Genomic DNA, 23553 nt, shown 5'->3' with positions numbered 1-23553 from the left:
CGGGCTTCCTCACTCGGGCTTGCGCGCGGTCAGCAGGACGTACCCGAGCGACGGTTCCTCGCTGAACGCGCGGAACCGGCCGAGGGTGACCTCGAACTGCGCGGCCTCGATGTGCTGCAGGGCCTGTTCCCGCAGTTCCTCGAACCGCTCCGCCGCCTTGGCCCACGACGGCCGGGTGTACTGGCTGACGTCTTCGGCGGATTCGGGCTCGAGGCCGGCTTCGCGCAGGTGGGCCTGGTACTCGTCGAGCGAGACGACCGCCACCACGCCCTTGCCGACTTCGCGGACGCGCTCGGCGTCGGCTTCCAGTCCGGCGGGGCTCGGCACGAGCAGGAAGTCGCCGAGGGCCAGCCGCCCGCCCGGGCGCAGCACGCGGGCCGCCTGGCGGATCACGTGCCAGCGGTCCGGCATGTGGTGCAGGGACTCCAGCGCCCAGACCACGTCGAACGAGCCGTCCTCGTACGGCAGCTCCATCGCGTCGGCGTACTCGAAGACGACCCGGTCGTCGACGTCGGCCTTGTACGCGCGGTCGTTCGCGCGTTCCACCTGCTTCTCGCTGATCGAGATGCCGGTGACCATGACGTCGTTCGCGGTCGCCATCCGGATCGCCGGCTCACCGTTGCCGCAGCCGATGTCGAGCAGCCGGTCGCCCGCGTGCAGCGGCAGCATCCCGGTCAGCCGGTCGGTCAGCCGGGTGGTGGCCTCTTCGAGCGTCACGGACGGGTCGTCCCAGTAGCCGTGGTGCAGATTTTCGCCCCAGAGCTGGTCGAGCAGGTCCGCGAAAGCGTCGTAGCCCTTACCAATCTCGTTCGGAGTCGGCTTCGTCACCAGTACCCCTAAGCATCGTTTCGCGTGACCGCGTGACGATCAACGCCTGGCCTGCAAGGTCTTCCGGAGACTAAGTCAGGCGCGCCCGACCGGGCATCCCTCGTTCTGATAGCGCTTCGACCGTCTACATCGGACCCGAAGGTGAGCACTGCCAGGTTGGGGGATGCCCGGCCGGGCGGCCCTTCCCTACCGTCCGAACCGGGCACGCTCCACGCGAACGGAAGGGATGGCCATGACCGCCACCGCCAGGCCTTCGGCCGAGCCGGTCGACCTGTTCTCACCGGAAGTGGTCGCCGACCCGTTCGGCTGGTACGCGCGGTTGCGCGAGGAGCCGTTGCCGCACACCGGGACGCTGAACATCGGCACCATGATGGGCGGGCCGGACATGTGGCTGGCCACCCGCTACGAGGACGTGCTCACCGTCCTCACCGACCCGCGGTTCCTCACCAACCCGCCGGCGGACTCGCCGCTGGCCGACATCCGCGACGGCGTCTTCAAGGCGATGAACTTCCCCGAAGACCTCATCCCGTGGATGGCCAACAAGCTCAACACCGCCGACGGCGAGGACCACACGCGGCTGCGCAAGCTGGTCTCGTACGCGCTGACCGCGCGCCGCGTCAACGCGCTGCGCCCGCGCGTCGAGAAGATCACCGAGGACCTGCTCGACAAGATGGCGGAGCAGGGCAAGGACGGGTCGCCGGTCGACATCGTCGAGGAGTTCTGCTTCCCGCTGCCGGTCACGGTCATCTGCGAGCTGGTCGGCATCGACGAAGCCGACCGTGCGGCCTGGCACGCCTGGGGCAACGCGATGGCGACAATGGACGGCCCCAGCATCCCGCCCGCCCTGCGCACGTGCATCGCCCTCTCGCGCGAGCTGATGGCGCGACGGCGCGTCGAGCCGAAGGACGACCTGGTCACCGCGCTCGTGCAGGCCCAGGCCGAGGACCCGGCCCGGGTGTCCGACGACGAGATCGTCGGGATCCTGTTCAGCCTCGTCACGGCCGGGCACCAGACGACGACGTACCTGATCGGGAACTCGGTGCTCTTCCTGCTGGAGCACCCCGACCAGCTGGCCCGGCTGAAGGCCGAGCCGGCGCTGTGGGCCCAGGCCGTGCGCGAGCTGCAGCGCCTGGGACCGCTCCAGTTCACGCAGGCGCGTTTCCCGTCGGAGGACGTCGAGCTGGGCGGGGTCACGATCCCGCGGGGGACGCCGGTCGCGCCGCTGCTGCTGGCCGCCAACACCGACCCGCGCAAGTTCGCCGAGCCGGACAAGCTGATCGTCGACCGGCTGTCCGTCGCCAACGAGATGCACCTGTCCTTCGGCAAGGGCATCCACCGCTGCCTGGGCCAGCACCTCGCCTACCAGGAGGCCGAGGTCGCGCTGCACGGGCTGTTCACCCGGTTCCCGGACCTGGCACTGGCCGTGCCGCGCGAGGAGATCCCGTGGATCCTGCGGCCGGCGTTCACCCGGACCAAGACGCTCCCCCTCAAGCTCGCTTAGCTCCGAAAGGCAGCCCCCGCCGTGCACCGACCAGACGCCGAAAAGTGGCTACGCCGTTTTGAGCGGGCACCGGACGCGCGAGCCCGGCTCGTGTGCCTGCCCCACGCCGGCGGCTCGGCCAGTTTCTTCTTCCCGCTCGCCAAGGCCCTCGCCCCCGCGGTGGAGGTGCTGGCGGTCCAGTACCCGGGCCGCCAGGACCGGCGGCACGAGCCCCCCGTCGACAGCATCGGCGGGCTGGCGAACCGGCTGCGGGAAGTGCTGCGCCCGCTCGACGACCGGCCGCTGGCGCTGTTCGGGCACAGCATGGGCGCGATCATCGGCTACGAACTGGCGTTGCGGATGACCGAAGGCGGGCGGCCCGCGCCGGTGCACCTGTTCGCGTCCGGGCGGCGGGCGCCCTCGCGCTACCGCGACGACGACGTGCGCGGGGTGTCGGACGAGCGGCTCGTCGCCGAACTGCGGAAGCTGGGCGGCTCCGACGCGGCCATGCTCGCCGACCCCGAGCTGCTGGCCATGATCCTGCCCGCGATCCGCGCCGACTACCGCGCGGTCGGGACCTACCGGCACGAACCCGGACGGCGGCTGGACTGCCCGGTCACGGTGTTCACCGGCGACCGCGATCCGCGGGTGTCGATCGAGGAGGCCCGTGCCTGGACCGACCACACCACCGGGCCCACCGACCTGCGGGTGCTGCCGGGCGGGCACTTCTTCCTGGTCGACCAGGCCGCCCCGATGATCGCGACGATCACCGGCAAGCTGGCCGGCGTCGCGCTGGCCACGGGAGGCAACTCGTGACGCGAGCCGCGGTCCGGCGGGCGCTGGCGCCCAGCGAGAGCATCCACGCCGCCAAAGAGGCCTACATCGGGTACACCGTGCGTGCCGAGGGCCGGCTCGACCCGGACGCGCTGACCACGGCGTTCGAAGCGGTCTGCCGGGCCTACCCCCAGCTCTCGGCCCGGGTGGAGTTCACCGACGAAGGCGCCGTGCTCACCGAGTCCGACGCGACGCCGGAGATCCGGTTCGCCGACGGCGACCCGTCCCGGCCCCTGGCCGGGCTGGACCTCGACCAGAGCCGGTCGCTGAGCGCGCTCAACGTCGTCCGCGACGGCGACGAAGCCGCCGTCTGCCTGGCGATCCAGCACAGCGTCGCCGACGCCCACCACGCCATGGCGCTCCTCTCGGCGCTGTGGGCCGGCTACACCGACGTCGTCGAGGGCGTGCCGCTCGACCTGGGCCGGCACCCGTACCCGCGGTCGCTGGAAGACCTGCTGGCCGAGCGCGGCATCCACGGGAGCGGCCCGGCGACGGCGCCACCGGCACCGGCACCGGCCGACCGGCCGGATCCCGTCGTCCGCCCCGTGGTCCAGCTCCGGCTGAGCGAGGCCGAGACGACGGCGCTGGCGAACCTCGGGCACCGCGAGAAGGTGACGATCAACGGCCTGGTGTCGGGTGCGGTCCTGCTCGCCGAGGCCGAACTGCGCGACCTGCCGCTGACCGACCTCGTCTACCGGTACTCGGTGAACCTGCGCGACCGCCTGACTCCCCCGGTCGGCGCGACCGAGGGCACGAACGTGCTCGGCGGCGTCGGCTTCACGGTGACGGACGGGATCGCGCACGACGCCGTCGCGATCGGCCGGGCCGTCGGCGAGCAGCTGCGGGCCGGGCTGGCCGACGGCTCGGTGCAGCGCAGCATCCTGGACATGTTCAGCAGGCCCGCCGCGGCGAAGCCGTGGGACCCGAAGCTCGCGCTCGCCGTGGTCAGCATCATGAACTGGGGTGTCGCCCCGCCGCTGCGCACCCCGGACGGCCTGCGGCTGACCAACCTGCACTCGGCGTCCCGGATGCGGGAGACCATCGCGCTCGGCGGCTACGTGCTGAGCGGCTTCGGCGGCCGGATCGGCCTCGACCTGGGCTGGCCCGAGGGCGATCCGTCGGTGCCGCAGCGCGTCGAGTCCCTGCGCGAACGGCTGGCCCGCCTGACTCGTGACCTGTGAGGTTCCCGTGACGGACACGGACGTCGTCATCGTCGGCAACGGCCCGATCGGCGCCACCCTGTCGGTGCTGCTGGCCCAACGCGGCTGGCGGGTGACTGTGCTCGAGCGCCGGCCCCGGCCGTACAAGCTGCCGCGGGCGACGAGCTTCGACGGCGAGACCGCCCGGCTGCTGGCCGCCACCGGGATCGGCCCGGACCTCGGGCGGATCACCGCGCCCGCCAACGGCTACCAGTGGCAGACCGCCGACGGGCAGACGCTGCTGGACATCGCCTTCACCACCGAAGGACCGTACGGCTGGCCGGACGCCAGCACCATGCACCAGCCCGCGCTCGAAGAGCTCATCGCGGCCCGGGTGGAGGAACTGCCGGGGATCACCGTGCTGCGCGGGCACGAGGTCGTGGCCATCGCCGACAGCGAGCACGTCCAGGTGACCGCCACCGACTCCGACGACGTTCCGCGGACGCTCTCGGCGAAGTGGGTCGTGGGCTGCGACGGCGCCAACAGCTTCGTGCGCGAGCACCTCGACGTGCCGGTGACCGACCTCGGCTTCTCGTACGAGTGGCTGCTCTGCGACGTCCAGCTGAACGAGCCGCGCGAGTTCGTCCCGACCAACGTGCAGATCTGCGACCCGGCCCGGCCCACGACACTGGTCGGCAGCGGCCCCGGCCGCCGTCGCTGGGAGTTCATGCGCCTGCCGGGCGAAAGCGCGGCCGAGCTCAACAAGGACAAGACGGCGTGGCGGTTGATGGCACCCTTCGGCGTCACTCCCGAGACCGCCACTTTGCCGCGCAGCACCACCTACATCTTCCAGGCCCGGTGGGCCGACCGGTGGCGGGTGGGGCACGTCCTGCTCGCCGGCGACGCCGCGCACCTCATGCCGCCCTTCGCCGGGCAGGGCATGTGCTCCGGCGTCCGCGACGTCACGAACCTGGCGTGGAAGCTGGACCTCACGCTCCGCGGCCTGGCTTCCGAGTCTCTTTTGGACAGTTACGGGGACGAGCGCCGCGAGCAGGCTCGCGAGGCCATCCTGGCGTCGGTCCAGCTGGGCCGGGTGATCTGCGTGACGGACCCGGCGGCCGCCGCCGAGCGGGACGCCACCGTGCTGGCCAACCGGCGCGGCAAGCCGGCGGGCCGTCCGGAGCCGGCGAAACCGCTCACCGGCGGGCTGCGGCACGAAAGCCCGGGCGCGGGCGTGGTCGTGCCGCAGGGCCGGGTGCGGGTGGGTGACGCCACCGGGCCCTTCGACGACGTCGTCGGCCGGGGTTTCGTGCTGCTGACCACCGAGTCGCCGGACCCGGGTTTCCTCGCCGAGCTCGGCACCCACGTCGTCCGGCTGGACAGCGAGCTGGACGTCGACGACGTCTACCGCCCGTTCCTGGCGCGCTTCGGCGCGGCTTCGGTGCTGGTGCGCCCGGATTACCACGTCTTCGGCACCGCCGGCCCGGGCGGGCTCGACGCCCTGGCCGGCGCCCTGCGCGACCGGCTGCGCGCCGCGGTGCCGACCGGCTGATCCGGGCGCGACGGAAAAGGCCGGTCCCGCGGGACCGGCCTTTCTCGTACCGCACTCAGAAGCTGCGCATGCCGGCCATCAGGCTGCGCAGTTCCACCGTCAGGTAGTTGCTGTGGGACAGCAGGGACATCAGCTGGCTCAGCGTCGTCCAGAGGAAGCGGTCGTCGGGGTCGGGGGCGAAGCCGTCCTCGACCTCGATCACCAGGTAGCGGTTCTGCGCGTGGTAGAACCGGCCGCCTTCCTCGGAATGCACGACGTCGAGCCGCACGCGGCCGGTCGGCGCGGCCAGTGCGTAGTCGAGGTACGGCGGGCGGTACTCCGCCGGCGCGTCGGCGTAGTTGCCGGGCTGGCAGTGCACGGTCGCGGTCAGCTCGGCGATGTTGAGCGTGCCCGCGTCGCTGCGGGCCTGCACCAGCGCGTGCAGCGTGCCGCCGATCCGCTTGACCAGCAACGCGAGCAGGCCGGACTGCCGGGGCGCCACCAGCGGCTGGGTCCACGCGGTGACCTCGCGGTTGCTGGCTTCCACGGCCACCGCGACGACGTCGAAGTACTTGCCGTCCCGGTGGTCGATGACGTCGTGGCCGAGCCGCCAGCCGTCCTCGGCGATCTCCTTGAGCGGCACGCGGCGCTGCACCAGCTCCTGGCGGGCGCGCACCTCGGTGAGCCAGCTGAGGATGTGGCCCGGGTCGTGCACGGACCGGCCGCGGCCGGACAGCGAACGGTGGACCGCCTCGACGAACGAGCCGTCGCCGTCGGTCCGGTCGTCCGGCCGCGCCAAGGCGGGCGGGACGCACGCGAGGACGGTCCGGGAGTCCATGTTCACCATGTGGTCCAGCCGCAGCAGGCGCCGGATCTGGTCGAGCGTCAGCCAGCAGAAGTCTTCGTCCAGCGCGACGTCGTCGTCGGTCTCGACGACGATGTTGCGGTTGCGCTTGTGCAGGAACCACGAACCCTGCTCGGACTGCAGCCCGTCGAACAGCACGCGGCCGCGGGAACCGGGCCGGAAGTACTCCAGGTACTTCGTGGCCGCGCCGCCGTGCACCTTCATGTAGTTGCTGCGGGTGGCCTGCACGGTCGGCGAGATCTGGAGGCCGTTGATGTTGCCCGGCTCCATCTTCGCCTGCATCAGGCAGTGCGGGACACCGTCGAACCGCTTGACGAGGATGCCGAGCACGCCGATCTCCGGCTGCACGATGATCGGCTGGGCCCACTCGCCCACCCAGGGCCGGTCGGTTCGGACGCGCAGGCCCTCGACCGAGAAGAACCGGCCGCTGGCGTGCACCAGGTTGCCGGTGTCGGGCTCGAAGTCCCAGCCGGACAGGTCCGCGAACGGGATCCGGTCGACCTGGAAGCTGTTTACGCGGGCCCGCGCGTTGAACCAAGAATGGAAGTCCGCCATGGACATGACCGCGTCGTCGGCCACGGCGTCGGAGCGGCCGTCCCGCGCCGTGTCTTCGTGTATCGCGCTGTGGACCACGTCACTCCCTTCCTCGGCTGGGGCGAGCCTAAGCCGGGCTCGGCGTGGCGGGCATCCCCCGACCTGATAGGGCGGCCGCCTCGCTATCAGGACGGGGGATGCCCGGCCGGACGCGATCGTCCTAACGTGGCGGGACGGAGAAACCGTGCGTCCGCGAAGGAGATCCTGTGGCCCCACTGCGCATCGGGATCATGGGATGCGCGAGCATCGCCCTCCGGAAGATGCTCCCCGCCATGGCCGCCCTGCCCCGGACGGAAATCGCGGCGATCGCCAGCCGGAACGCCGGCAAGGCCGCGGAAATCGCGCGCGGCTACGGCTGCCGCGCGGTCGAAGGCTATGCGGCGCTGCTGGACCTCGACGACGTCGAAGCCGTCTACATCCCGCTGCCGAACGCCGCGCACGCCGGCTGGATCGAGCACGCGCTGGCCGCCGGCAAACACGTGCTCGCCGAGAAACCCTTGACCACCAGCGTGTCGCGGACCCGCGGGCTGATCGCGGCGGCGCGGTCGGCCGGGCTCGTGCTGATGGAGAACGTCATGTTCCTCCACCACAGCCAGCACATGGCGGTGCGGGACCTCCTCGAAGACGGCGCCATCGGCGAGCTGCGCGCGTTCCACGCCGCGTTCGCCGTGCCGGCCCGCCCGCCCGAAGACATCCGCCACCGCGCCGAACTCGGCGGCGGCGCGCTGCTGGACACCGGTGTGTACCCGGTGCGCGCGGCGATGTCGTTCCTGGGCGGCGAAGTCGACGTCGTGTCGGCGGTGCTCACCCGGCGCCACGGTCACCCCGTCGACTCCGCCGGGCAGGCGCTGCTGTGCACCGGCGACGGCGTCGGCGCGTCCGCGACCTTCGGGATCGACCACGGGTACCGGTCCGGTTACGAGCTTTGGGGCAGTGCGGGGCGGATCGTCCTCGACCACGCGTTCACGCCACCCGCCGACCACATCCCGGTGGTGCGCCTGGAACGGCGTTCGGGCGTCGACGAGATCCCGCTGCCGCCCGACGATCAGGTGGCGAACACGCTCACCGCCTTCGCGGCCGCCGTCCGCTCGGGACGGCTGCCCGACAACGACGACGTGGCCCGGCAGGCCGTGCTCGTCGACGACATCCGCACCAAAGCGAGGCTCTACGTCGACCACGCCACCGAGCCGGTGGGCTGAGGCCAGGAGGAACAGATCGTGACGATGACCGCGCAGAAAGCGCCGTCCCAGCTGCTGGCGGCCCGGCTGCAGATCCCCCCGATCCCCTACAGCCACGCCGCCGGTTCGTGGGTGTACGCCGCCGACGGCACGCGCTACCTCGACGGCGCGAGCGGGATCGTCAACGTGAACATCGGCCACGCCCACCCCACGGTGGTCGAGGCGCTGCGGGACCAGGTCGGGATCTGCACCTACGCCAGCCCGGGCACGTTCGCGCCGGACCTGATGGAGCAGCTGGCCGCGGCCACCGCGCGGGCGGTGCACCGGCCGGACGACCGGGTCATGTTCACCCCGACCGGCACGCACGCGACGGAATCCGCCATCGCGCTGGCCCGGCTGGTCCAGCGCGCCCGCGGCGAAGAGGGCCGGCACAAGATCCTGACCTCGTCGCTCGGCTACCACGGCAACAGCGCGTTCGTGCTCGCCCTGTCGGGCCACCGGTCCCGGCGGCCGCACGCGGACGACAGCTTCGGCCTCGCCCCCGCGTTCAACCCGCCCTACCCCGACCAGCACCTCGGCTGCCCGTTCCCCGCCTGCCGCGCCGAGTGCGTGCGGGCGGTGCGCGACGCGATCGTCGCGGCCGGTCCGGAGACGGTCGCCGCGGTCCTGATGGAGCCGGTCAACGGCACGACCGGCGGCGGTTATGTACCGCCGGCGGGATACCTGCGGGCGCTGCGCGAGGTCTGCGACGAGTTCGGCGTCCTGGTCATCCACGACGAGGTCCTGACCGGGCTGGGCCGCTGCGGGCTCCCGCTGGCCTCCCACCACACCCCGGGCTCGGCGGCCGACATCGTCACGCTGTCGAAGGGCCTGGGCGCGGGGTACGTCCCGCTGGCCGCCACGATGATCTCACCGAACCTGGCCGAGGACATCCTGGCGAGCGGCAAGTGGCTGCCGCTGATGGGCACGATGTCGGCGACGCCGTTGCAGGGCCGGGCCGGGCTGGCGGTGCTGTCGGTGCTGGAGGACCTCGGCGCCCTCGACCGCGACGAGGTGCGCGGCGCGGCCGTCGGACGGCTGGTGGCCGACGCGGTCCGCGGCCAGTCGGTGGTGAAGGACGTGCGCGGGCTCGGCTACTTCTACGGGATCGAGCTGGCGCCCGGGACCGTCGGCGACGTCATGCGGATCACGCGGAGCCGCGGCCTGCTGCTGTACCCGTACGTCGGTTTCCGCCCGGACCGCACGGGCGAGGGCCTGCTGGTGGCCCCGCCCCTGAACGCGACGGACGGCGACCTGGACTTCCTCGGCGAAACACTGCGCACCTCGCTCGAACAGATCGCGTGAAGGAAGGCCCGGGACCGCTTGGGTTCTAGTGGTGTTGCAACACCTGACTTGTCCAGGGGTCGCGATCTTCGGGATCCGTGAGGACCGGTCGCCTCAGGGGCGGAACGGACGACCGAGCCAGGCCAAGGCCGGGCGGGAGGCTGATCGACGGCCTCCCGCCCGGCCGGTGCCGGTTTCGGACCGGTTCTCTCGGCGGAGGAACGGATCGTGATCGCGGATCTGCGGCGCGAGGGCCGCTCGCTGCGGTCCATCGCCGCCGAACTGGGCCGCGACGTGTCGACCACGAGCCGGGAAGTGCGCCGCAACGCCCATCCCGGCTCAGGTGACTACCGGCCGCACGCCGCCCAGGACCGCGCCGAATCCCGCCGCCCCGCCCCAAGACCGGCAAACTCGTGGCGAACCCGCAATTGCGGGCGCTGGTGCTCACCGCCGTCGCCGCGCAACTCCACCGCCGGCCACGCAAAACGCTCGGCTGGGACACCCCAGCCGAGCGCTTGGCCGAACTCCTGACCGAAGCCAGTTGATCACACGTGTTGGAACGACCCCTGGAACCCGCCCGGTCACGGGCCTTCCTCCGGTCGTCGGTTCAGGAAGCGGCGGCCGCCTCGGTCAGCCGCACGCGGGTGGCCCGCAGGGCGAGGCACTCCTCGTACCGCGGCAGCAGGCCCAGGTCGCCGGCTTCGCGCAACGTCGGCGCGGCCGCGTCACGCTCGGACAGGATCGGCTCCCCGGGCAGGTTCAGGGGCAGGCCGATCTCGGGGTCCAGGGGCTGCACGGTGAGCACCTCCGCCGGCCGGTAGAGGTCGGACAGCAGGTACTGGACGCACGTGTCGTCCTCCAGGGCCACGAACGCGTGGCCGAGGCCCTCCTCCACGTACACCGCGGTGCCGCCGTGGGCGTTGAGGACGATCATGTCCCACTCACCGAACGTCGGCGAGCCCGTCCGCACGTCGACGACGAAGTCGAGCAGCGAACCCCGCAGGCAGGTCACGAACTTCGCGAGCCCGGGCGGGGTCGCCGCCCCGTGCACGCCGCGGACGACGTTGCGGCCCGACGTGGAGACGTTGGCCTGCAGGAACCGGGGCCGGTAGCCGAGCGCCTCGGTCAGCACGTCTTCGCGGTAGACCTCGAAGAAGTCACCGCGCTCGTCGCCGAAGGACCTGGACGAGACGAGGTGGGCGCCGTCGATGCCGAGGGGCCGCACGGTCATGCTGCGGGTGCTGACGCTGCCCATGTCCGATCAGGACACTTCCGGGACGAGCCGCTCGATCCGCAGCGCGACCTCGTTGGGCGACGGCAGGGCGGCGATCTCCTTCGCCAGTCCCGCCGCGGCTGCCGCGTAGCCCGGATCGGCGACCAGCTCGCGGCAGGTCTTCGCGATGACCTCGCTCGTGGCCTCCTCCGGCGACAGCACGACCGCGGCCCCGGTCTCGGCGAGCCGGCGCGCCATGGCGTTGGCGCGGTGCAGGTTGGGGTCGGGCAGCAGCACCTGGGGCACGCCGAAGCTCAGGCCGGTCATCATGGTGCTGCCGCCGGTCTGGTGCACCAGGACGTCACAGGTGGGCGCGACGACGTCCAGCGGGATCCAGCCCGCGCGCACGTTCCCCAGCCGCTCGCGCAGTTTCGGCGCGGCGTCCTCGGTCACGGCGACGACGACTTCGGCGTCCAGCGTGGCGATCTGCTCGACGACGCCCTGCAGGAAGTCGTACTGGTTGTAGTTCGCGACGCCGGTGCCGATGGTGACGCCGATCCGGGTGCCCGCGCCCTTCTTGTACATCCACGGTTCCAGCACCGACTGCGAGTTGCCCGGGATCCACCGCATCATCTGGGCGCCTTCGAGGTCTTCGGGCAGCAGGCGCGGCGGCGCGATCTCGATCCGCATCGCGGGCTCGGGCAGGCCGTCGAGGCCGAGCTCCTTCAGCTGGTCGCGCAGCTGGTCTTCGGCGCCCTGGTCCATCAGCCGCGGGCTGTGGATGTCCCAGGCGTGGCGCACGTACGGCACACCGAGGTGGGCGGCCAGCAGCGGGCCGGCGTAGGAGGTGACACCGCTGATGATGACGTCCGGGCGCCAGTCCTCGCTGAACGCCAGCAGCGCGTCGAGGGTCACGTACTCCATGTGCGCGTACCAGCGGCCCGCCATGATCTCGCGTTCCTCGGGGACCTCCGGCACGTGCGTCAGGCCGCTCTCGGCGATGACCTGCCGCGGGGTGACGCCCGGCGCGGTGGTCCGCACCGCGGACAGCCCGACGCCGGCGATCGTGTCGGCCATCTCGTCGACCGACGCCGTGGTCATCACCTGGTGCCCGGCGTTGCGCAGGGCGTTCGCGAGCGGGACGTGGCTGAACACCGTCGACGGGGCGACCCCGGCGAGAATAAGAACCTTCACGAGATCGTCCTCCCAGGGGTGGCTCTTGGTCGGCTCCAGCTTGCCCACGACGCCGCCCCTGGCCATCACCAACGCGGGTAGTCTCCGCCGGCTGCCCGCGGCGGCCTACCACGTTGAGGGATGTCCCCTTCCTCCCGCACTTCTAGCGTGACACAAGCGTTAGGTCCGCCATCCGCACTCGAGGAGCAGGGGATCGATCCGACATGGTCGACTCAGCCCGATCGGACCTGCTGGCGCAGGTTCGCGACTACCACGACGCCCAGTCCCCCGGGCCGGCGCCGTTCATCCCGGGGCGGACGCCGATCCTGTCGTCCGGTGCGGTGCTGGACGCCGCCGACCGCGAAGCGCTGGTGGCCGCCGCGCTCGACCTGCGCATCGCCTCCGGCACGATCGCGACGAAGTTCGAGTCGGCCTTCGCCCGGAAGCTCAAGCGGCGCAAGGCGGTGCTGACGAACTCCGGCTCGTCGGCGAACCTGCTGGCGCTGAGCACGCTGACGTCGCCGACGCTCGGCGACGAGCGGCTCAAGCCGGGCGACGAGGTCGTCACGGTCGCCGCCGGCTTCCCGACCACGGTGAACCCGATCCTGCAGAACGGCATGATCCCGGTGTTCGTCGACATCGAGCTCGGCACGTACAACACGACGGCCGACCGCGTCGAAGCGGCGATCTCCCCGCGCACGCGGGCCATCATGATCGCGCACACGCTGGGAAATCCCTTCCCCGTCGCCGAAGTCGCCGAAATCGCGAAGCGCCACGACCTCCACCTCATCGAGGACAACTGCGACGCCGTCGGCTCGACGTACAACGGGCAGCTCACCGGCACGTTCGGCCGGTTCTCCACGGTGTCGTTCTACCCCGCCCACCACCTGACCATGGGCGAGGGCGGCATGCTGCTGTCGTCGGACATCAAGCTGGCCAAGCTGGCGAAGTCGTTCCGCGACTGGGGCCGCGACTGCTGGTGCGAGCCCGGTGAGGACGACCGCTGCCTGAAGCGGTTCGACCTGCACCTCGGCACGCTGCCGGAGGCCTACGACCACAAGTACGTCTTCTCCGAGGTCGGCTACAACCTCAAGAGCACCGACATCCACGCCGCGCTCGGGCTGAGCCAGCTGGCCAAGCTGCCGGACTTCATCGAGGCCCGCAAGCGCAACTGGCGCCAGCTGCGCGAAGGCCTCGACGGCCTGCCCGGGCTGATCCTGCCGGAGGCGACACCGGGCAGCGACCCGAGCTGGTTCGGGTTCATCATCACGGTGGAACCGGACGCGGGCTTCGCCGTCCCGGAGGTCGTCGACTACCTCGAGGCGCGCAACATCCGCACCCGGCGGCTGTTCGCCGGCAACCTCACCCGGCACCCGGCCTACATCGGCAAGCCGCAGCGCATCGCCGGCCCGCTGACCAACAGCGACATCGTCACCGAGCGGACGTTCTGGATCGGCGTCTACCCGGGGATCACCACGGAGATGATCGAGTACGTGATCGGCACGCTCAAGGAGTTCGTCGCCACGCACTGACCGCGCGTGTGTCCAAATAGGACTTCGCGTTGCCGGATCCAACACGAAAGGAAGGGCCCATGACCACCACTGCCGAGACTTCGGCCGGACCGGTCGACCTGTTCTCACCGGAAGTGGTCGCCGACCCGTGGGGAGCGCACGCGGCGGTCCGCGAGGCACCGACGCTGCAGATCGGCGGCTTCATGGGCGGGCCGCCGATGTACCTGGCCGCCCGCTACGAGGACGTCCGCCAGGTCCTGATGGACCAGCGGTTCCAGTGCAACCCGCTGGCCGACTCCCCCGCCGAGGACATCCGCAACGGCGTCTTCCGGCACCTGGACATGCCGGAGGAGCTCATCCCCTGGCTGAAGAACCTCATCAACGCCTCCGACGGCGAGGAGCACGCCCGGCTGCGCAAGCTCGTCTCCTACGCGCTCACCGCGCACCGGGTCGGCAAGTTCCGCCCCCGCGTCGAGGAGCTCACCTCCGAGCTGCTCGACAAGCTCGAGGCCGAGGGCGGCGACGGCACGCCGATCGACCTCGTCGAGGCCTACTGCTACCCGCTTCCGGTCACGGTGATCTGCGAGCTGGTCGGCGTCGACCCCGAAGACCGCCCGCAGTGGCGCGCGTGGAGCGACGCGATGGCGACGCTCGACGGCAAGCGGCTCCCGGAGGAGGTGCGCAAGACGCTCATCGCGGCCCGCGGCATGATCGAGCGGCGGCGTGCCGAGCCGAAGGACGACATGGTCACCGCGCTCGTCGAGGCGCAGGCGAAGAACCCCGGCATCGCCACCGACGACGAACTGGTCGGCATCCTGTTCAGCCTGGTCACCGCCGGGCACCAGACCACGACCTACCTGATCGGCAACTCGGTGCTGGCCCTGCACGAGCACCCGGACCAGCTCGCCCGGCTGAAGGCGGACCCGACGCTGTGGCCGCAGGCCGTGCGCGAGCTGCAGCGCCTGGGCCCCATCCAGTTCGGGCAGCCGCGGTTCGCCACCGAGGACATCGAGGTCGGCGGCACGGTGATCCCGCGCGGCATGCCGGTCGTGCCGCTGATCATGGCCGCCAACAGCGACCCGCGGAAGTTCCCCGAGCCGGAGAAGCTGAAGATCGACCGGCTCGCCGTCGGCAGCGAGAGCCACCTCGGCTTCGGCAAGGGCATCCACCGCTGCCTCGGCCAGCACGTCGCCTACCTGGAGGCGGAGGTGGCGCTGCGCGGGCTGTACACGCGGTTCCCGGACATGACGCTCGCGGTGCCGCGCGAGGAGATCCCGTGGATCCTGCGGCCCGGCTTCACCCGGACCAAGGACCTCCCGGTGCGGCTCGTCGCCCCGGCGTCCTGACGTCCCTTCGTCGGAGGAGATTCCCCTTGACCGAGACCGTCGCCTTCCCGCAGGACCGCACCTGCCCGTACCGGCCGGCCCCGGGCTACGAGCCGCTCGCCGACCGGCGCCCGATCGCCGAGGTCACCCTGTACGACGGCCGCAAGGCCTGGGCCGTCACCGGGCACGAGCTGGCCCGGAAGCTCCTGCTCGACCCGCGCATCTCCAGCGACCGGACCAACCCCGCGTGGCCGATGGTCAGCGCGGCCGCGGCCGTCGAGTTCACCGACGTGCAGCAGAAGGTCATCAAGCTGCTCACCGCGCTGGTGGGCGTCGACGGCCCGGCCCACCGGGCGCGGCGGAAGCTGGTGCAGGCGGGCTTCACGGTCAAGCGGATCGACTCCCTGCGGCCGAAGATCCAGGCGATCGTCGACCGGCGGATCGACGAGATGATCGCCGAAGGCGCTCCCGCGGACCTGCTCAAGAAGTTCGCTTCGCCGGTGCCGCTGATGGCGTTGTGCGACCTGCTGGGCATTCCGCACGAGGACCAGGACTACTTCGAGAAGAAGGCCCACCAGATCCTCTTCGGTCCGGACGCCGGTGGGGCCTACGACGAGCTGATGGCCTACCTGACCAAGCTCATCGACAAGGCCCAGCAGAACCCCGGTGAAGAGGGCTTCCTCCAGGACCTGCTGGCCGAGCGCGACCCGTCGAGCGACATCGACCACGAGGAAATCCTGCAGATGTTCCTCATCGTGCTGGTGACCGGGCACGACACGACGTCGAGCTCGATCGGGCTGGGTGCCTTCACGCTCCTGCAGCACCCGGAGAAGCTGGCCGAGCTGCGGGCGGACCCGTCGCTGATGCCCGCCGCGGTGGACGAGCTGACCCGGTTCGTGGTCGTCCCCGACGGCCTGCAGCGGGTGGCCGCGGACGACATCGAGGTCGACGCGGACACCACCATCCGCAAGGGCGACGGCGTGTTCTTCCTGTTCTCGCTCATCAACCGGGACGAGGAAGCCTACGACGACGGCGACACGCTCGACTGGCACCGCCCGGCGTTCCGCGACCACCTGACCTACGGGTTCGGGACGCACCAGTGCGCGGGGATGAACCACGCGCGCGCCATCATGGAAATCGCTTTCCGGCGGCTGATCGACCGGCTGCCGGGACTGCGCCTGGCTGTCCCGGCCGACGAAGTCCGGGTCAAGCCGGGGGACGCGTTCCAGGGACTGGCCGAGCTGCCCGTCACCTGGTAGCGCGTCGTGTTCCGCTTCGGCCGGCCGGTTTTCCCGGCCGGCCGGAGCTTTTCGTCCGACCTTCCGGCCGGGTCACGCGCCGGCGACCATGCCGGTGAACAGCCAGTCGAGGCCGCGGTCGAAGTCCCGGTCCCGCAGCTGCTCCATCGACTGGTCGCCGTCGCGCTCCAGCAGGCCGCCTTCTTCGAGCGTCGAGGACATCGCCGCCATGCTGCCCGTCACCTCGGCGGCGAACTCCTCCGCCGTGCGGCCGGTTTCGGCGAGGTGCTCCAGCCAGCGGCTTTCCGTGGCCGTGAAGCCGTAGACGTACTGGAAGACCACGTTCAGCGCCGCCGAGCGGTCCTTCAGCGGCAGCGGTGAGCGGGCCATCACCGCCTGGGCGCACTCGGTGAACCTCAGGCTGCTCGGGCCGATGTTCAGGTATTCGCCGTAGCAGCGGATCGCCCACGGGTGGGCCACCATCGTGCGGCGCCACGCGCGGGCGAGGGCACGCAGGTCGTCGCGCCAGTCGTTGCCGTCGCCGATCGGCGGGAGCTCGATCTCGCCCGCCACCGCGTCCAGGGCGAGCTCCAGGAGGTCGTCCTTGTTCGCGACGTACCAGTACACCGACATCGGCGTGACGTTCAGTTCCTCGGCCAGCAGGCGCATGGAGAACTTCGCGTCGCCCTCGGCGTCGAGCACGCGGACCGCGGTGGCGACGATCTTCTCGCGGTCGAGCTCGGATTCGCCCGCCCGGTGCCGGCGGGCCGGCCGCGGGGAAAGCCACACGCTCTCGCGCGGCTGCGACGCCCGTTTGCCCATGGTGGCCCTCCCTTCACGCGGTTCAACGGTAAAGGGGGCAGGGTGCGTGGCGCCACGCACCCTGCCTGATCGTGGGGCCGCTCCTCAGGCGGCCTGGTGCGCCTCCGACCGGGCCGCCCGGCGCAGCAGCAGGCCGGCGAGCAGGCCGCCGAGGACGACGGCCAGCGCGCCGATCAGCTCGCTCGCCCGCACCCCGCCGGCGAAGGCGTCACGCACCCGCGCCCGCAGTTCCGGCGTCCGCGCTTCGAGCAGGGCTTCGTGCAGCGAACCGGCGGCGCCGGCCCCGAGACCGATCGGCAGCAGCGCGGCGAACCGCGAGTTGAGCACGGCGCCGAGGATGGCGACGCCGAGCCCGCTGCCGAACTGGTTCACGGTGCCCTGCACCGCGGCTCCCGCCCCGGCCTTTTCCGCCGGGATCGAGGTCATGATGGCGTTGGCCATGGCGGGCATGGCGAAGGCGATGCCGCCGCCCATGACGAGCAGACCGGCCAGCATCCCGCCGTACCCGCGATCGGGGGTGCCCAGCACGGCCACCATGGCGAGGCCGGCGGCGTTGAGCGTCATCCCGACGACGATGGTCAGCGCGATGCCCAGCTTCTCGAGCAGCTTCGCGCCCAGCCCCACGACGTTCAGCGCGACGACCACCAGCGCCAGCGGAGCCGTCTTCAGCCCGGCTTCCAGCGGGCCGTAGCCGAGCACGAGCTGCAGCTGCTGCGTCAGCAGGAAGACCGAGCCGCCCATCCCGAAGGCGACCAGCAGGCCGCCGGAGATCGCGCCGTTGAACCGGCGGTTGCGGAAGAAACCCATGTCCAGCATGGGGTTCGGCACGCGCAGTTCCCACCGGACGAACGCGGCCAGCGCGGCCACGCCGAGCCCGGCCGCCACCAGGACGGTGCCCGAGACCCAGCCGTGCTCCGGGCCGGAGATGATCGCGTAGACGACCCCGGCCATGCCGGCCGTGGAGAGCGCCGCGCCGACCAGGTCGGGCCGGGTGCCGTGCGGGTCCCGGGATTCCGGCACGAGTTTCGCCACGGCGACGCAGCCGAGCAGCGCGACCGGGATGTTGACGAGGAAGATCGAGCCCCACCAGAAGCGGGCGAGCAGCGCACCGCCGACCAGCGGGCCGCTGGCGTACCCGAAGGAGCTGACGGCGCTCCACAGGCCGATCGCCTTCGGCAGTTCTTTTTCGTCGAAGACCTGCATGACGACGGCCAGCGTGGTGGTCGTCAGCAGCGCCCCGCCGACGCCCATCCCGGCCCGGGCCGCGATCAGCTGCCCGGAGGACACGCTGAACGCGGCGGCCAGCGAACCGATCCCGAACAGCAGAAGCCCGGCGAGCAACGACCGTTTCCGGCCGTACCGATCGCTGAAACCGCCGGCCGTGAGCAGCAGGCCGGATTGGACGAGGGCGTAGGCGTTGATCATCCATTGGATGTCGGCGGTGGTGGCGCCGAGGTCTTCGGTGAGCTTGGGGATGGCCAGGTTCAGCACGGTGTTGTCGACCAGGACGACCAGCTGCGCCAGGGAAATGACGGCCAGTATCAGCCAGCGCCGTGGATTCCGGGTATCGGTCACCGCCACCGTGGCCTGCATTTCGCGCAAGAGGGCTCCCCTGGTAGCGAATTGCTTCCGACAAGTTCTTATACACCATATAAGGAGCGGCGAACGGCGCGCAAGGGTGCCCGGCGGAGGAAACGCGACGGGCCGCACGGCGCGGGCGGGTGCCCGTGCGGTGCGGCCCGGTGGGGGCAGAGCGGCGTTCAGGCCATGAGGTCGGTTTCGGTGATCCCCGGCCCCTGGCCGGTGCGGATGAACCACTCGGTGCCGAACATGGTCCGGAACGTGTCCTCCGGCAGGTCCGTGAACAGCGTGGACTGCGGGGTGATCTGGCTGGCGTGGGCGAGCAGCGCCTTGCGCTTGTACTCGGTGTAGGCGGAGACGTCGACGCGGCAGGTGAGCTCGGCTTCCGGGGTGCCGAAGTCCGGGCCCGCGGGCAGCTCGACCCCGGCCCGCTCGGCGAGCACGCGCTGGTTGGCCTTGATGTGCTCGCGGTTGATCGTGGACTGGAAGACCTTCGGCGTGCCCGCGAGTTCCGCCGCTCGCGTGCCGACGCGGTGCACCTGGATGTGGTCGGGGTCGCCGTAGGTGCCCTTCTCGTCGTAGACGGTCAGCACATCGGCGTTCTCCTCGCGGAGGATCCCGGCGAGCTTCCGCGCGGCTTCCTCGACGTCCGCGGTCTGAAAGGTGCCGCCCTCCCCGGCGGCGGCCATCCCGGAGTCGGTGTACCCGAGGAACTCGAGCCGGTCCACCCCGAGCACATCGGCGGCGGCGCGGGCTTCGACGGCCCGGCGGTCACCGAGCGTCTCGCCTTCGGCCAGCAGCCCGTCCGGGTTGTAGCCGAGTTCACCGCGGGTGGCGAGCACGAGCACGACGCGGTGGCCGTCCTCGTGGGCCTTGCGCAGGACGCCGCCGCAGGTGGTGGTGTCGTCGTTGGGGTGTGCGTGGAAGGAAACGAGAGTGCCCATGGCGCCGAACCTACGCACGCGAGACGCGCACGGGATCCCGCAGGTGAGCAGTGCTGCGGCCCACGTCCACGGCGTCCACCGCGAACCGGCCGAGCGCTCACGGCATCTCCCCCGACGCCACCAGCCCGGCGAGCGCCACCGCGCCACGCAGGGACGACAACCCGCCCAGTGCGGCCGGCTCCACCAGCAGCGGTGCCTGCCCCTGGCGGGCGAAATCGGCGAGGTACCCGGAAACCGACGGCACGATCTCGGGGATCCCCGCCGCGAAACCGCCGCCGATCAGCACGCGGTCGGGGTGGACGAGCTCCTGGACGCTGGTCACCGCGGCCGCCAAGGCGCGGGTTGTTCCTTCGAGCGCGTCGAACGCCCACGGCTCGCCCTCGCGCAACGCCCGCTGCAGCACGTAGAACGTCACGTCCGCGCCGCGCAGCAGGCCCGCCCTGCGCAGCGTGGCCGGGCCCGAGGCTAGGGCCTGCAGGCACCCTCGGCGGCCGCACACGCAGCGGACCCCGCCCATCTCGACGATCACGTGGCCGATCTCGAACGAACCGCGGCCGAGGCCCGGGCACGGTACTCCGCCCAGGACCAGGCCGCCGCCGATGCCGGTGCCCACTCCGATGTACAGCAGGTTGTCGCAGCCCGAGGCCCGCGCCTCCGCCAGCGCGCCGAGGTCGCCGTCGTCCGCCCAGGCGATCGCCGCCTCGGGGAACAGCGTGCGCAACGTCTTCTTGAGGTCGACGCCGGTCCACTCCGGGCGGCTGGGCCAGGTCGCGATGCGGCCGTCCGGGCCGACCGTGCCCGGCATCGCGACGCCGACCGCCTCCAGCGGTGCGTCGAGCCGTTGCCGCAGCTCGGCGACGTGGGTGGCCAGCCGGGCGAGGTCGTCCTCCGCGCTGTGCCGGGCTCCCCAGCTGAACGCGGTCTCCTCCACGAACGCCGAGGCCTGTTCGACGCGAAAAGCGACCTTCGTGCCGCCGACGTCGATGCCGAGGTGGTACACGCCGTCAGCGGCCGGGCACCGACGGGCAGAGCGCGAGCAGGTCGGCCGGCTGCCGCAGCACCACGTCGGGACCCGCGGCGAGCAGCTCGCCGATGTCGTCCGGAGGCGCCCACAGCGCCGCCGCCGAGGCGACGCCGGCACCCTGAGCGCTGGCGATGTCGGTGGGCGCGTCACCGATCATGATGGCCTGCCCGGGCGGGACGTCCAGCAGGCTCAGCGCGCGCTCCACGATGTCGGGGGCCGGCTTGGGCCGGGCGACCTCGTCCGAGCCGATGACGTGCTCGAAGAACGGCAGCAGGCCGAGGTCGTCGAGCAGGGACCGGGCCCGCGGCCCGCTCTTGCCGGTCGCGATGGCCAGCCGCAGGCCGCGGGCCCGCAGCGTCAGCAGCAGCTCGGTGACCCCGCCGAAGACCTGGACCTCGCCGGCGAGGCGGTAGCTCTCGCGGACGAAGGGTTCCTCCATCTCCAGCGGCAGGTCCATGATCCTCATGATATCCGGGAAATAGCGGCCGAGGTGGCGCCGATATTCCTCGAAGGGCGCGGGCCCGTCACCGACCACTTCGGCGTAGGCGATGGCGAAGGCCTCGCTCATCACCGCGAAGCTGTCGACGACGACCCCGTCGAGGTCGAAGATGACCGCGTGCCGGACCGGCACCGAGGGATCGGCCCCGGTGCCCGGCCGCTCGACGATCGGGAATGTCATGGAGCACCCTCTCTACTGGTACGCCGGGACAGCGCCCCGCGCCGTGCCCGCGGAGGCGTAGAAGTTCTCGATCATCGAGACGATCGGCCGTGCTTCGGCGACGGCCCGGCCGCGCTGGGCCGGATCGGCCAGCATCGCGGCGAGGTCACCCACCTGGCGCGTGTATTCGACGCCGATGCGTTCGAGCGGCACGGGCACCCGCGTCGTGACGCCCTCCCGGGTCACCGTCAGCACCGGCTCGGGCTCCCGGTTCGGGCTGAAGCCGAAGGTGCACCGCAGGTCCGCGGTGCCGGCGCTGCCCTCGACGTGGAGCACCGAGACGTCCCGCGCCTGGTGCGACGCCCAGCTCGCCCGCAGCGACACCGAGACGCCGTCCTCGCGGACCAGGAAGCCGCGCGCGGTGTCCTCGACATCGGCGGGGTCGGCGCCGAGCCGGTCCTGCCGCCACGCCGCGCGCCAGGCGCCGGCGTTGACGAAGTCGTCCGACGTCACGCCGATGACCTGCGTGAACGCGGCCGGGCCGAGCAGGAACGCGAGCGTGTCGAGCAGGTGCCAGCCGAGGTCGTACAGCGCGCCCCCGCCGGCTTTCTCCCGCTGGGTGAACCAGCCGCCGGCGCGCGGCACGCCCCGGGCGCGGATCCAGCCCATCGCGACGTGCCGGATGTCGCCCAGCTCCGGCAGGAGCCGCCGCAGCGCCCCGACGTCGCCGCGGTAGCGGGCGGCGCTGCCGGCCAGCAGCATCCCGCCGCTGCGTTCGGCCGCCGCGAGGACGTCGATCTCGGCCGAGGTCAGGCACACCGGCTTCTCGAGGAAGACGGAGATGCCGGTGGCGAGCAGCGCGCCCGCCACCTCGGTGTGCAGGTAGTTCGGCACCGCGACGACGGCGAGGTCGACCTCGCGCGAGGTCAGCGCGGACACCGCGGCGTGCGTGGGGATGCCGGTCGCCTTCGTGAACGCCTGCCGCGACGCCGGGTCGGCGTCCACGGCGGCGACCACCTCGAAGTCCGCGTGCTCGCGCAGCAGGGGCAGCCACAGTTCCCGGCCGGCCCAGCCGAGCCCGACCACCGCGGCCCGGACGGTCATGCCCGCGCCACGGCGTCGGCGACGATTTCGGCGGTCGCGTGCATTTCCGGCTCGCCGGCCAGCAGGACCCGGTGGTGCAGCCAGACGCAGTCGCTGCTGATCGCGTCGCTGTTCGGGCAGCGCCGCGCGATCGCCTCCACCGTCTCGTCGGGCGCGCCGAGCTCCCAGAAGGCCTCGGTGCGGTAGATCGCGCGGAAGGCCGCGAACGCGGGCAGGCCGGCTTCCACGAGCCGGTCGACCAGGGCGTTGCGCCGCTCCTCGGTGAGCCCGGGGACGCGGAACATGGCCATGTAGTGGGAGTTGCGGTCGGCGCGCACGTCGCCGCCCTGCGGTACGACCCCGTCGATCGCGCCGAGCAGCTCCGACAGCAGCGCCCAGCGCTCGTCGCGCACGGCGATCTGCTCGTCGAGGCGGGCCAGCTGCGCGCGCAGCACGGACGCGGAGAACTCGTTGAGCCGCATGTTGGAGCCGGCGATCTTGTGCAGGTACCGGCGGTCGTCGCGGGGACGGCCGCAGCTGTGCCGGAGGAACGCCGTCTCGTACTTTTCGCTTTCGCCTTCGGGGAAGACGACCGCGCCGCCTTCGCCCGCCGTCATCAGCTTGCCGTTCTGGAAGCTGAACGTGGCGATGCTGTCGAGCTCGCCGACGCGCTTGCCCTGCCAGCGTGCGCCGTGCGCGTGCGCGGCGTCCTGCAGCAGCGGGACGCCGGTGTCGGCGGAGATCTTGGCCAGCGCGTCCATGTCGGCCATCAGCCCGGCCATGTGCACCGGCATGATCACCTTGGTGCGCGGGGTGACGGCGGCCACGACCGCCTCCGGGTCGAGGTTGTAGGTGGCCGCGTCGACGTCGACCGGGACGGTGACCGCGCCGAGCCGCTGGGCGGCCTGGGACGAGGAGATGAAGGTGAAGGCGGGCACGATGACCTCGGTGCCCGGGCCGACGCCCATGACCTGCAGGGCGAGTTCCAGCGCGTGCGTGCCGTTCGTGATCGCCAGCGCGTGCGCGGCGCCGTGGTGGGCGGCGAACTCGCGCTCGAAGGAGCTGACCTCGTCCCCGCCCATGCGCCACCACTGACCCTGTTCGAGCGCGCGGAGCAGGCCGTCCCGCTCGGCGTCGTCGTACTGCGGCCACGCGGGGAATTCCGGTGCCTTTCGCGCGTTCATGGTTCTCCGAATCTCCGCTGGGGTT

21 protein-coding genes are annotated in these 23553 nt (G+C 71.8%); 10 read left to right on the top strand and 11 right to left on the bottom strand.

The features are described 5' to 3' along the window. Positions 1 to 9: 9 nt before the first annotated feature. Positions 10 to 828, bottom strand: coding sequence for a 27-O-demethylrifamycin SV methyltransferase (locus DV20_RS18380; protein ID WP_043781859.1), 819 nt, complete (start codon positions 826 to 828; stop codon positions 10 to 12). Positions 829 to 1054: 226 nt separating this feature from the next. Between DV20_RS18380 and DV20_RS18375 the strand changes: the two genes are divergently transcribed. Genes DV20_RS18375 through mhpA form a run of 4 tightly spaced genes read left to right on the top strand, consistent with a single transcriptional unit; the run spans position 1055 to position 5833 of the window. Further along, entirely contained in the window at positions 1055 to 2329 is a 1275-nt protein-coding gene (locus DV20_RS18375; protein WP_084093545.1) for a cytochrome P450 family protein, read from the top strand. 21 nt (positions 2330 to 2350) lie between these two features. Further along, a complete protein-coding gene (locus DV20_RS18370; protein ID WP_043781854.1) occupies positions 2351 to 3124 on the top strand; it encodes a thioesterase II family protein in 774 nt (257 codons plus the stop codon). Then, a complete protein-coding gene (locus tag DV20_RS18365) occupies positions 3121 to 4323 on the top strand; it encodes a phthiocerol/phthiodiolone dimycocerosyl transferase family protein (RefSeq protein WP_043781853.1) in 1203 nt (400 codons plus the stop codon). The genes DV20_RS18370 and DV20_RS18365 overlap by 4 nt, the downstream gene beginning before the upstream one ends. A gap of 7 nt (positions 4324 to 4330) precedes the next feature. Next, the gene (gene mhpA, locus DV20_RS18360; RefSeq protein ID WP_043781851.1) at positions 4331 to 5833 is read left to right on the top strand and encodes a bifunctional 3-(3-hydroxy-phenyl)propionate/3-hydroxycinnamic acid hydroxylase MhpA; all 1503 of its coding nucleotides are present in this window, start codon (positions 4331 to 4333) and stop codon (positions 5831 to 5833) included. A 55-nt stretch (positions 5834 to 5888) separates the two neighbouring features. Here mhpA and DV20_RS18355 read toward each other — a convergent pair whose 3' ends face one another. Next, a complete protein-coding gene (locus DV20_RS18355; RefSeq protein ID WP_043781848.1) occupies positions 5889 to 7310 on the bottom strand; it encodes an NDP-hexose 2,3-dehydratase family protein in 1422 nt (473 codons plus the stop codon). Between the two features lie 167 nt (positions 7311 to 7477). Here DV20_RS18355 and DV20_RS18350 point away from each other — a divergent pair, with 167 nt between their 5' ends. The 3 genes from DV20_RS18350 to DV20_RS47005 all read left to right on the top strand — a co-directional run bounded on the left by DV20_RS18350 (position 7478) and on the right by DV20_RS47005 (position 10317). Beyond that, entirely contained in the window at positions 7478 to 8470 is a 993-nt protein-coding gene (locus DV20_RS18350) for a Gfo/Idh/MocA family protein (protein ID WP_043781846.1), read from the top strand. Between the two features lie 24 nt (positions 8471 to 8494). After that, positions 8495 to 9793 (top strand): class-III pyridoxal-phosphate-dependent aminotransferase, encoded by a 1299-nt coding sequence (locus DV20_RS18345; protein WP_167344384.1) that lies wholly within the window; start codon positions 8495 to 8497, stop codon positions 9791 to 9793. A 392-nt stretch (positions 9794 to 10185) separates the two neighbouring features. Further along, on the top strand, positions 10186 to 10317 hold the full coding sequence (locus DV20_RS47005) for a hypothetical protein (protein WP_268747430.1): 132 nt from the start codon (positions 10186 to 10188) through the stop codon (positions 10315 to 10317). Between the two features lie 62 nt (positions 10318 to 10379). On the opposite strand, the gene DV20_RS18335 is transcribed toward DV20_RS47005, so the two are convergent. Then, positions 10380 to 11003: a dTDP-4-dehydrorhamnose 3,5-epimerase family protein gene (locus tag DV20_RS18335; RefSeq protein WP_043781992.1), complete on the bottom strand. Its 624-nt coding sequence runs from the start codon at positions 11001 to 11003 to the stop codon at positions 10380 to 10382. Between the two features lie 30 nt (positions 11004 to 11033). After that, entirely contained in the window at positions 11034 to 12245 is a 1212-nt protein-coding gene (locus DV20_RS18330) for a glycosyltransferase (RefSeq protein ID WP_235190876.1), read from the bottom strand. Positions 12246 to 12382: 137 nt separating this feature from the next. Here DV20_RS18330 and rfbH point away from each other — a divergent pair, with 137 nt between their 5' ends. From rfbH to DV20_RS18315, 3 genes are read left to right on the top strand one after another with little or no spacing between them, the layout of a single operon-like run. Beyond that, positions 12383 to 13690, top strand: coding sequence for a lipopolysaccharide biosynthesis protein RfbH (gene rfbH, locus DV20_RS18325; protein WP_043781843.1), 1308 nt, complete (start codon positions 12383 to 12385; stop codon positions 13688 to 13690). Positions 13691 to 13749: 59 nt separating this feature from the next. Then, complete coding sequence (locus DV20_RS18320) at positions 13750 to 15015, top strand: cytochrome P450 family protein (RefSeq protein WP_043781841.1); 1266 nt, start codon at positions 13750 to 13752, stop codon at positions 15013 to 15015. Between the two features lie 26 nt (positions 15016 to 15041). After that, positions 15042 to 16253: a cytochrome P450 gene (locus DV20_RS18315; protein WP_043781838.1), complete on the top strand. Its 1212-nt coding sequence runs from the start codon at positions 15042 to 15044 to the stop codon at positions 16251 to 16253. A 72-nt stretch (positions 16254 to 16325) separates the two neighbouring features. Here the strand turns inward: DV20_RS18315 and DV20_RS18310 are convergent, their stop codons facing one another. The 7 genes from DV20_RS18310 to rifK all read right to left on the bottom strand — a co-directional run bounded on the left by DV20_RS18310 (position 16326) and on the right by rifK (position 23528). After that, positions 16326 to 17054: a TetR/AcrR family transcriptional regulator gene (locus DV20_RS18310; RefSeq protein ID WP_043781837.1), complete on the bottom strand. Its 729-nt coding sequence runs from the start codon at positions 17052 to 17054 to the stop codon at positions 16326 to 16328. An 84-nt stretch (positions 17055 to 17138) separates the two neighbouring features. After that, a complete protein-coding gene (locus DV20_RS18305; protein WP_043781834.1) occupies positions 17139 to 18647 on the bottom strand; it encodes an MFS transporter in 1509 nt (502 codons plus the stop codon). 167 nt (positions 18648 to 18814) lie between these two features. Further along, the gene (locus DV20_RS18300; protein ID WP_043781832.1) at positions 18815 to 19579 is read right to left on the bottom strand and encodes a PIG-L deacetylase family protein; all 765 of its coding nucleotides are present in this window, start codon (positions 19577 to 19579) and stop codon (positions 18815 to 18817) included. A gap of 97 nt (positions 19580 to 19676) precedes the next feature. Beyond that, positions 19677 to 20579: a kanosamine kinase gene (gene rifN, locus DV20_RS18295; protein ID WP_043781829.1), complete on the bottom strand. Its 903-nt coding sequence runs from the start codon at positions 20577 to 20579 to the stop codon at positions 19677 to 19679. Between the two features lie 4 nt (positions 20580 to 20583). Continuing rightward, complete coding sequence (locus DV20_RS18290) at positions 20584 to 21282, bottom strand: HAD-IA family hydrolase (RefSeq protein WP_043781828.1); 699 nt, start codon at positions 21280 to 21282, stop codon at positions 20584 to 20586. A gap of 12 nt (positions 21283 to 21294) precedes the next feature. Continuing rightward, entirely contained in the window at positions 21295 to 22365 is a 1071-nt protein-coding gene (locus DV20_RS18285; RefSeq protein ID WP_043781825.1) for a Gfo/Idh/MocA family protein, read from the bottom strand. Then, positions 22362 to 23528 carry a 3-amino-5-hydroxybenzoate synthase gene (rifK, locus tag DV20_RS18280; protein ID WP_043781823.1) on the bottom strand — a complete coding sequence of 389 codons (1167 nt, stop codon included), beginning with the start codon at positions 23526 to 23528 and terminating at the stop codon, positions 22362 to 22364. Before rifK ends, DV20_RS18285 begins: the two co-directional genes overlap by 4 nt. Positions 23529 to 23553: the final 25 nt, after the last annotated feature.

The organism is Amycolatopsis rifamycinica, assembly GCF_000695625.1.
Taxonomy (GTDB): domain Bacteria; phylum Actinomycetota; class Actinomycetes; order Mycobacteriales; family Pseudonocardiaceae; genus Amycolatopsis; species Amycolatopsis rifamycinica.
This window is presented reverse-complemented; position numbering and strand designations above follow the sequence as displayed.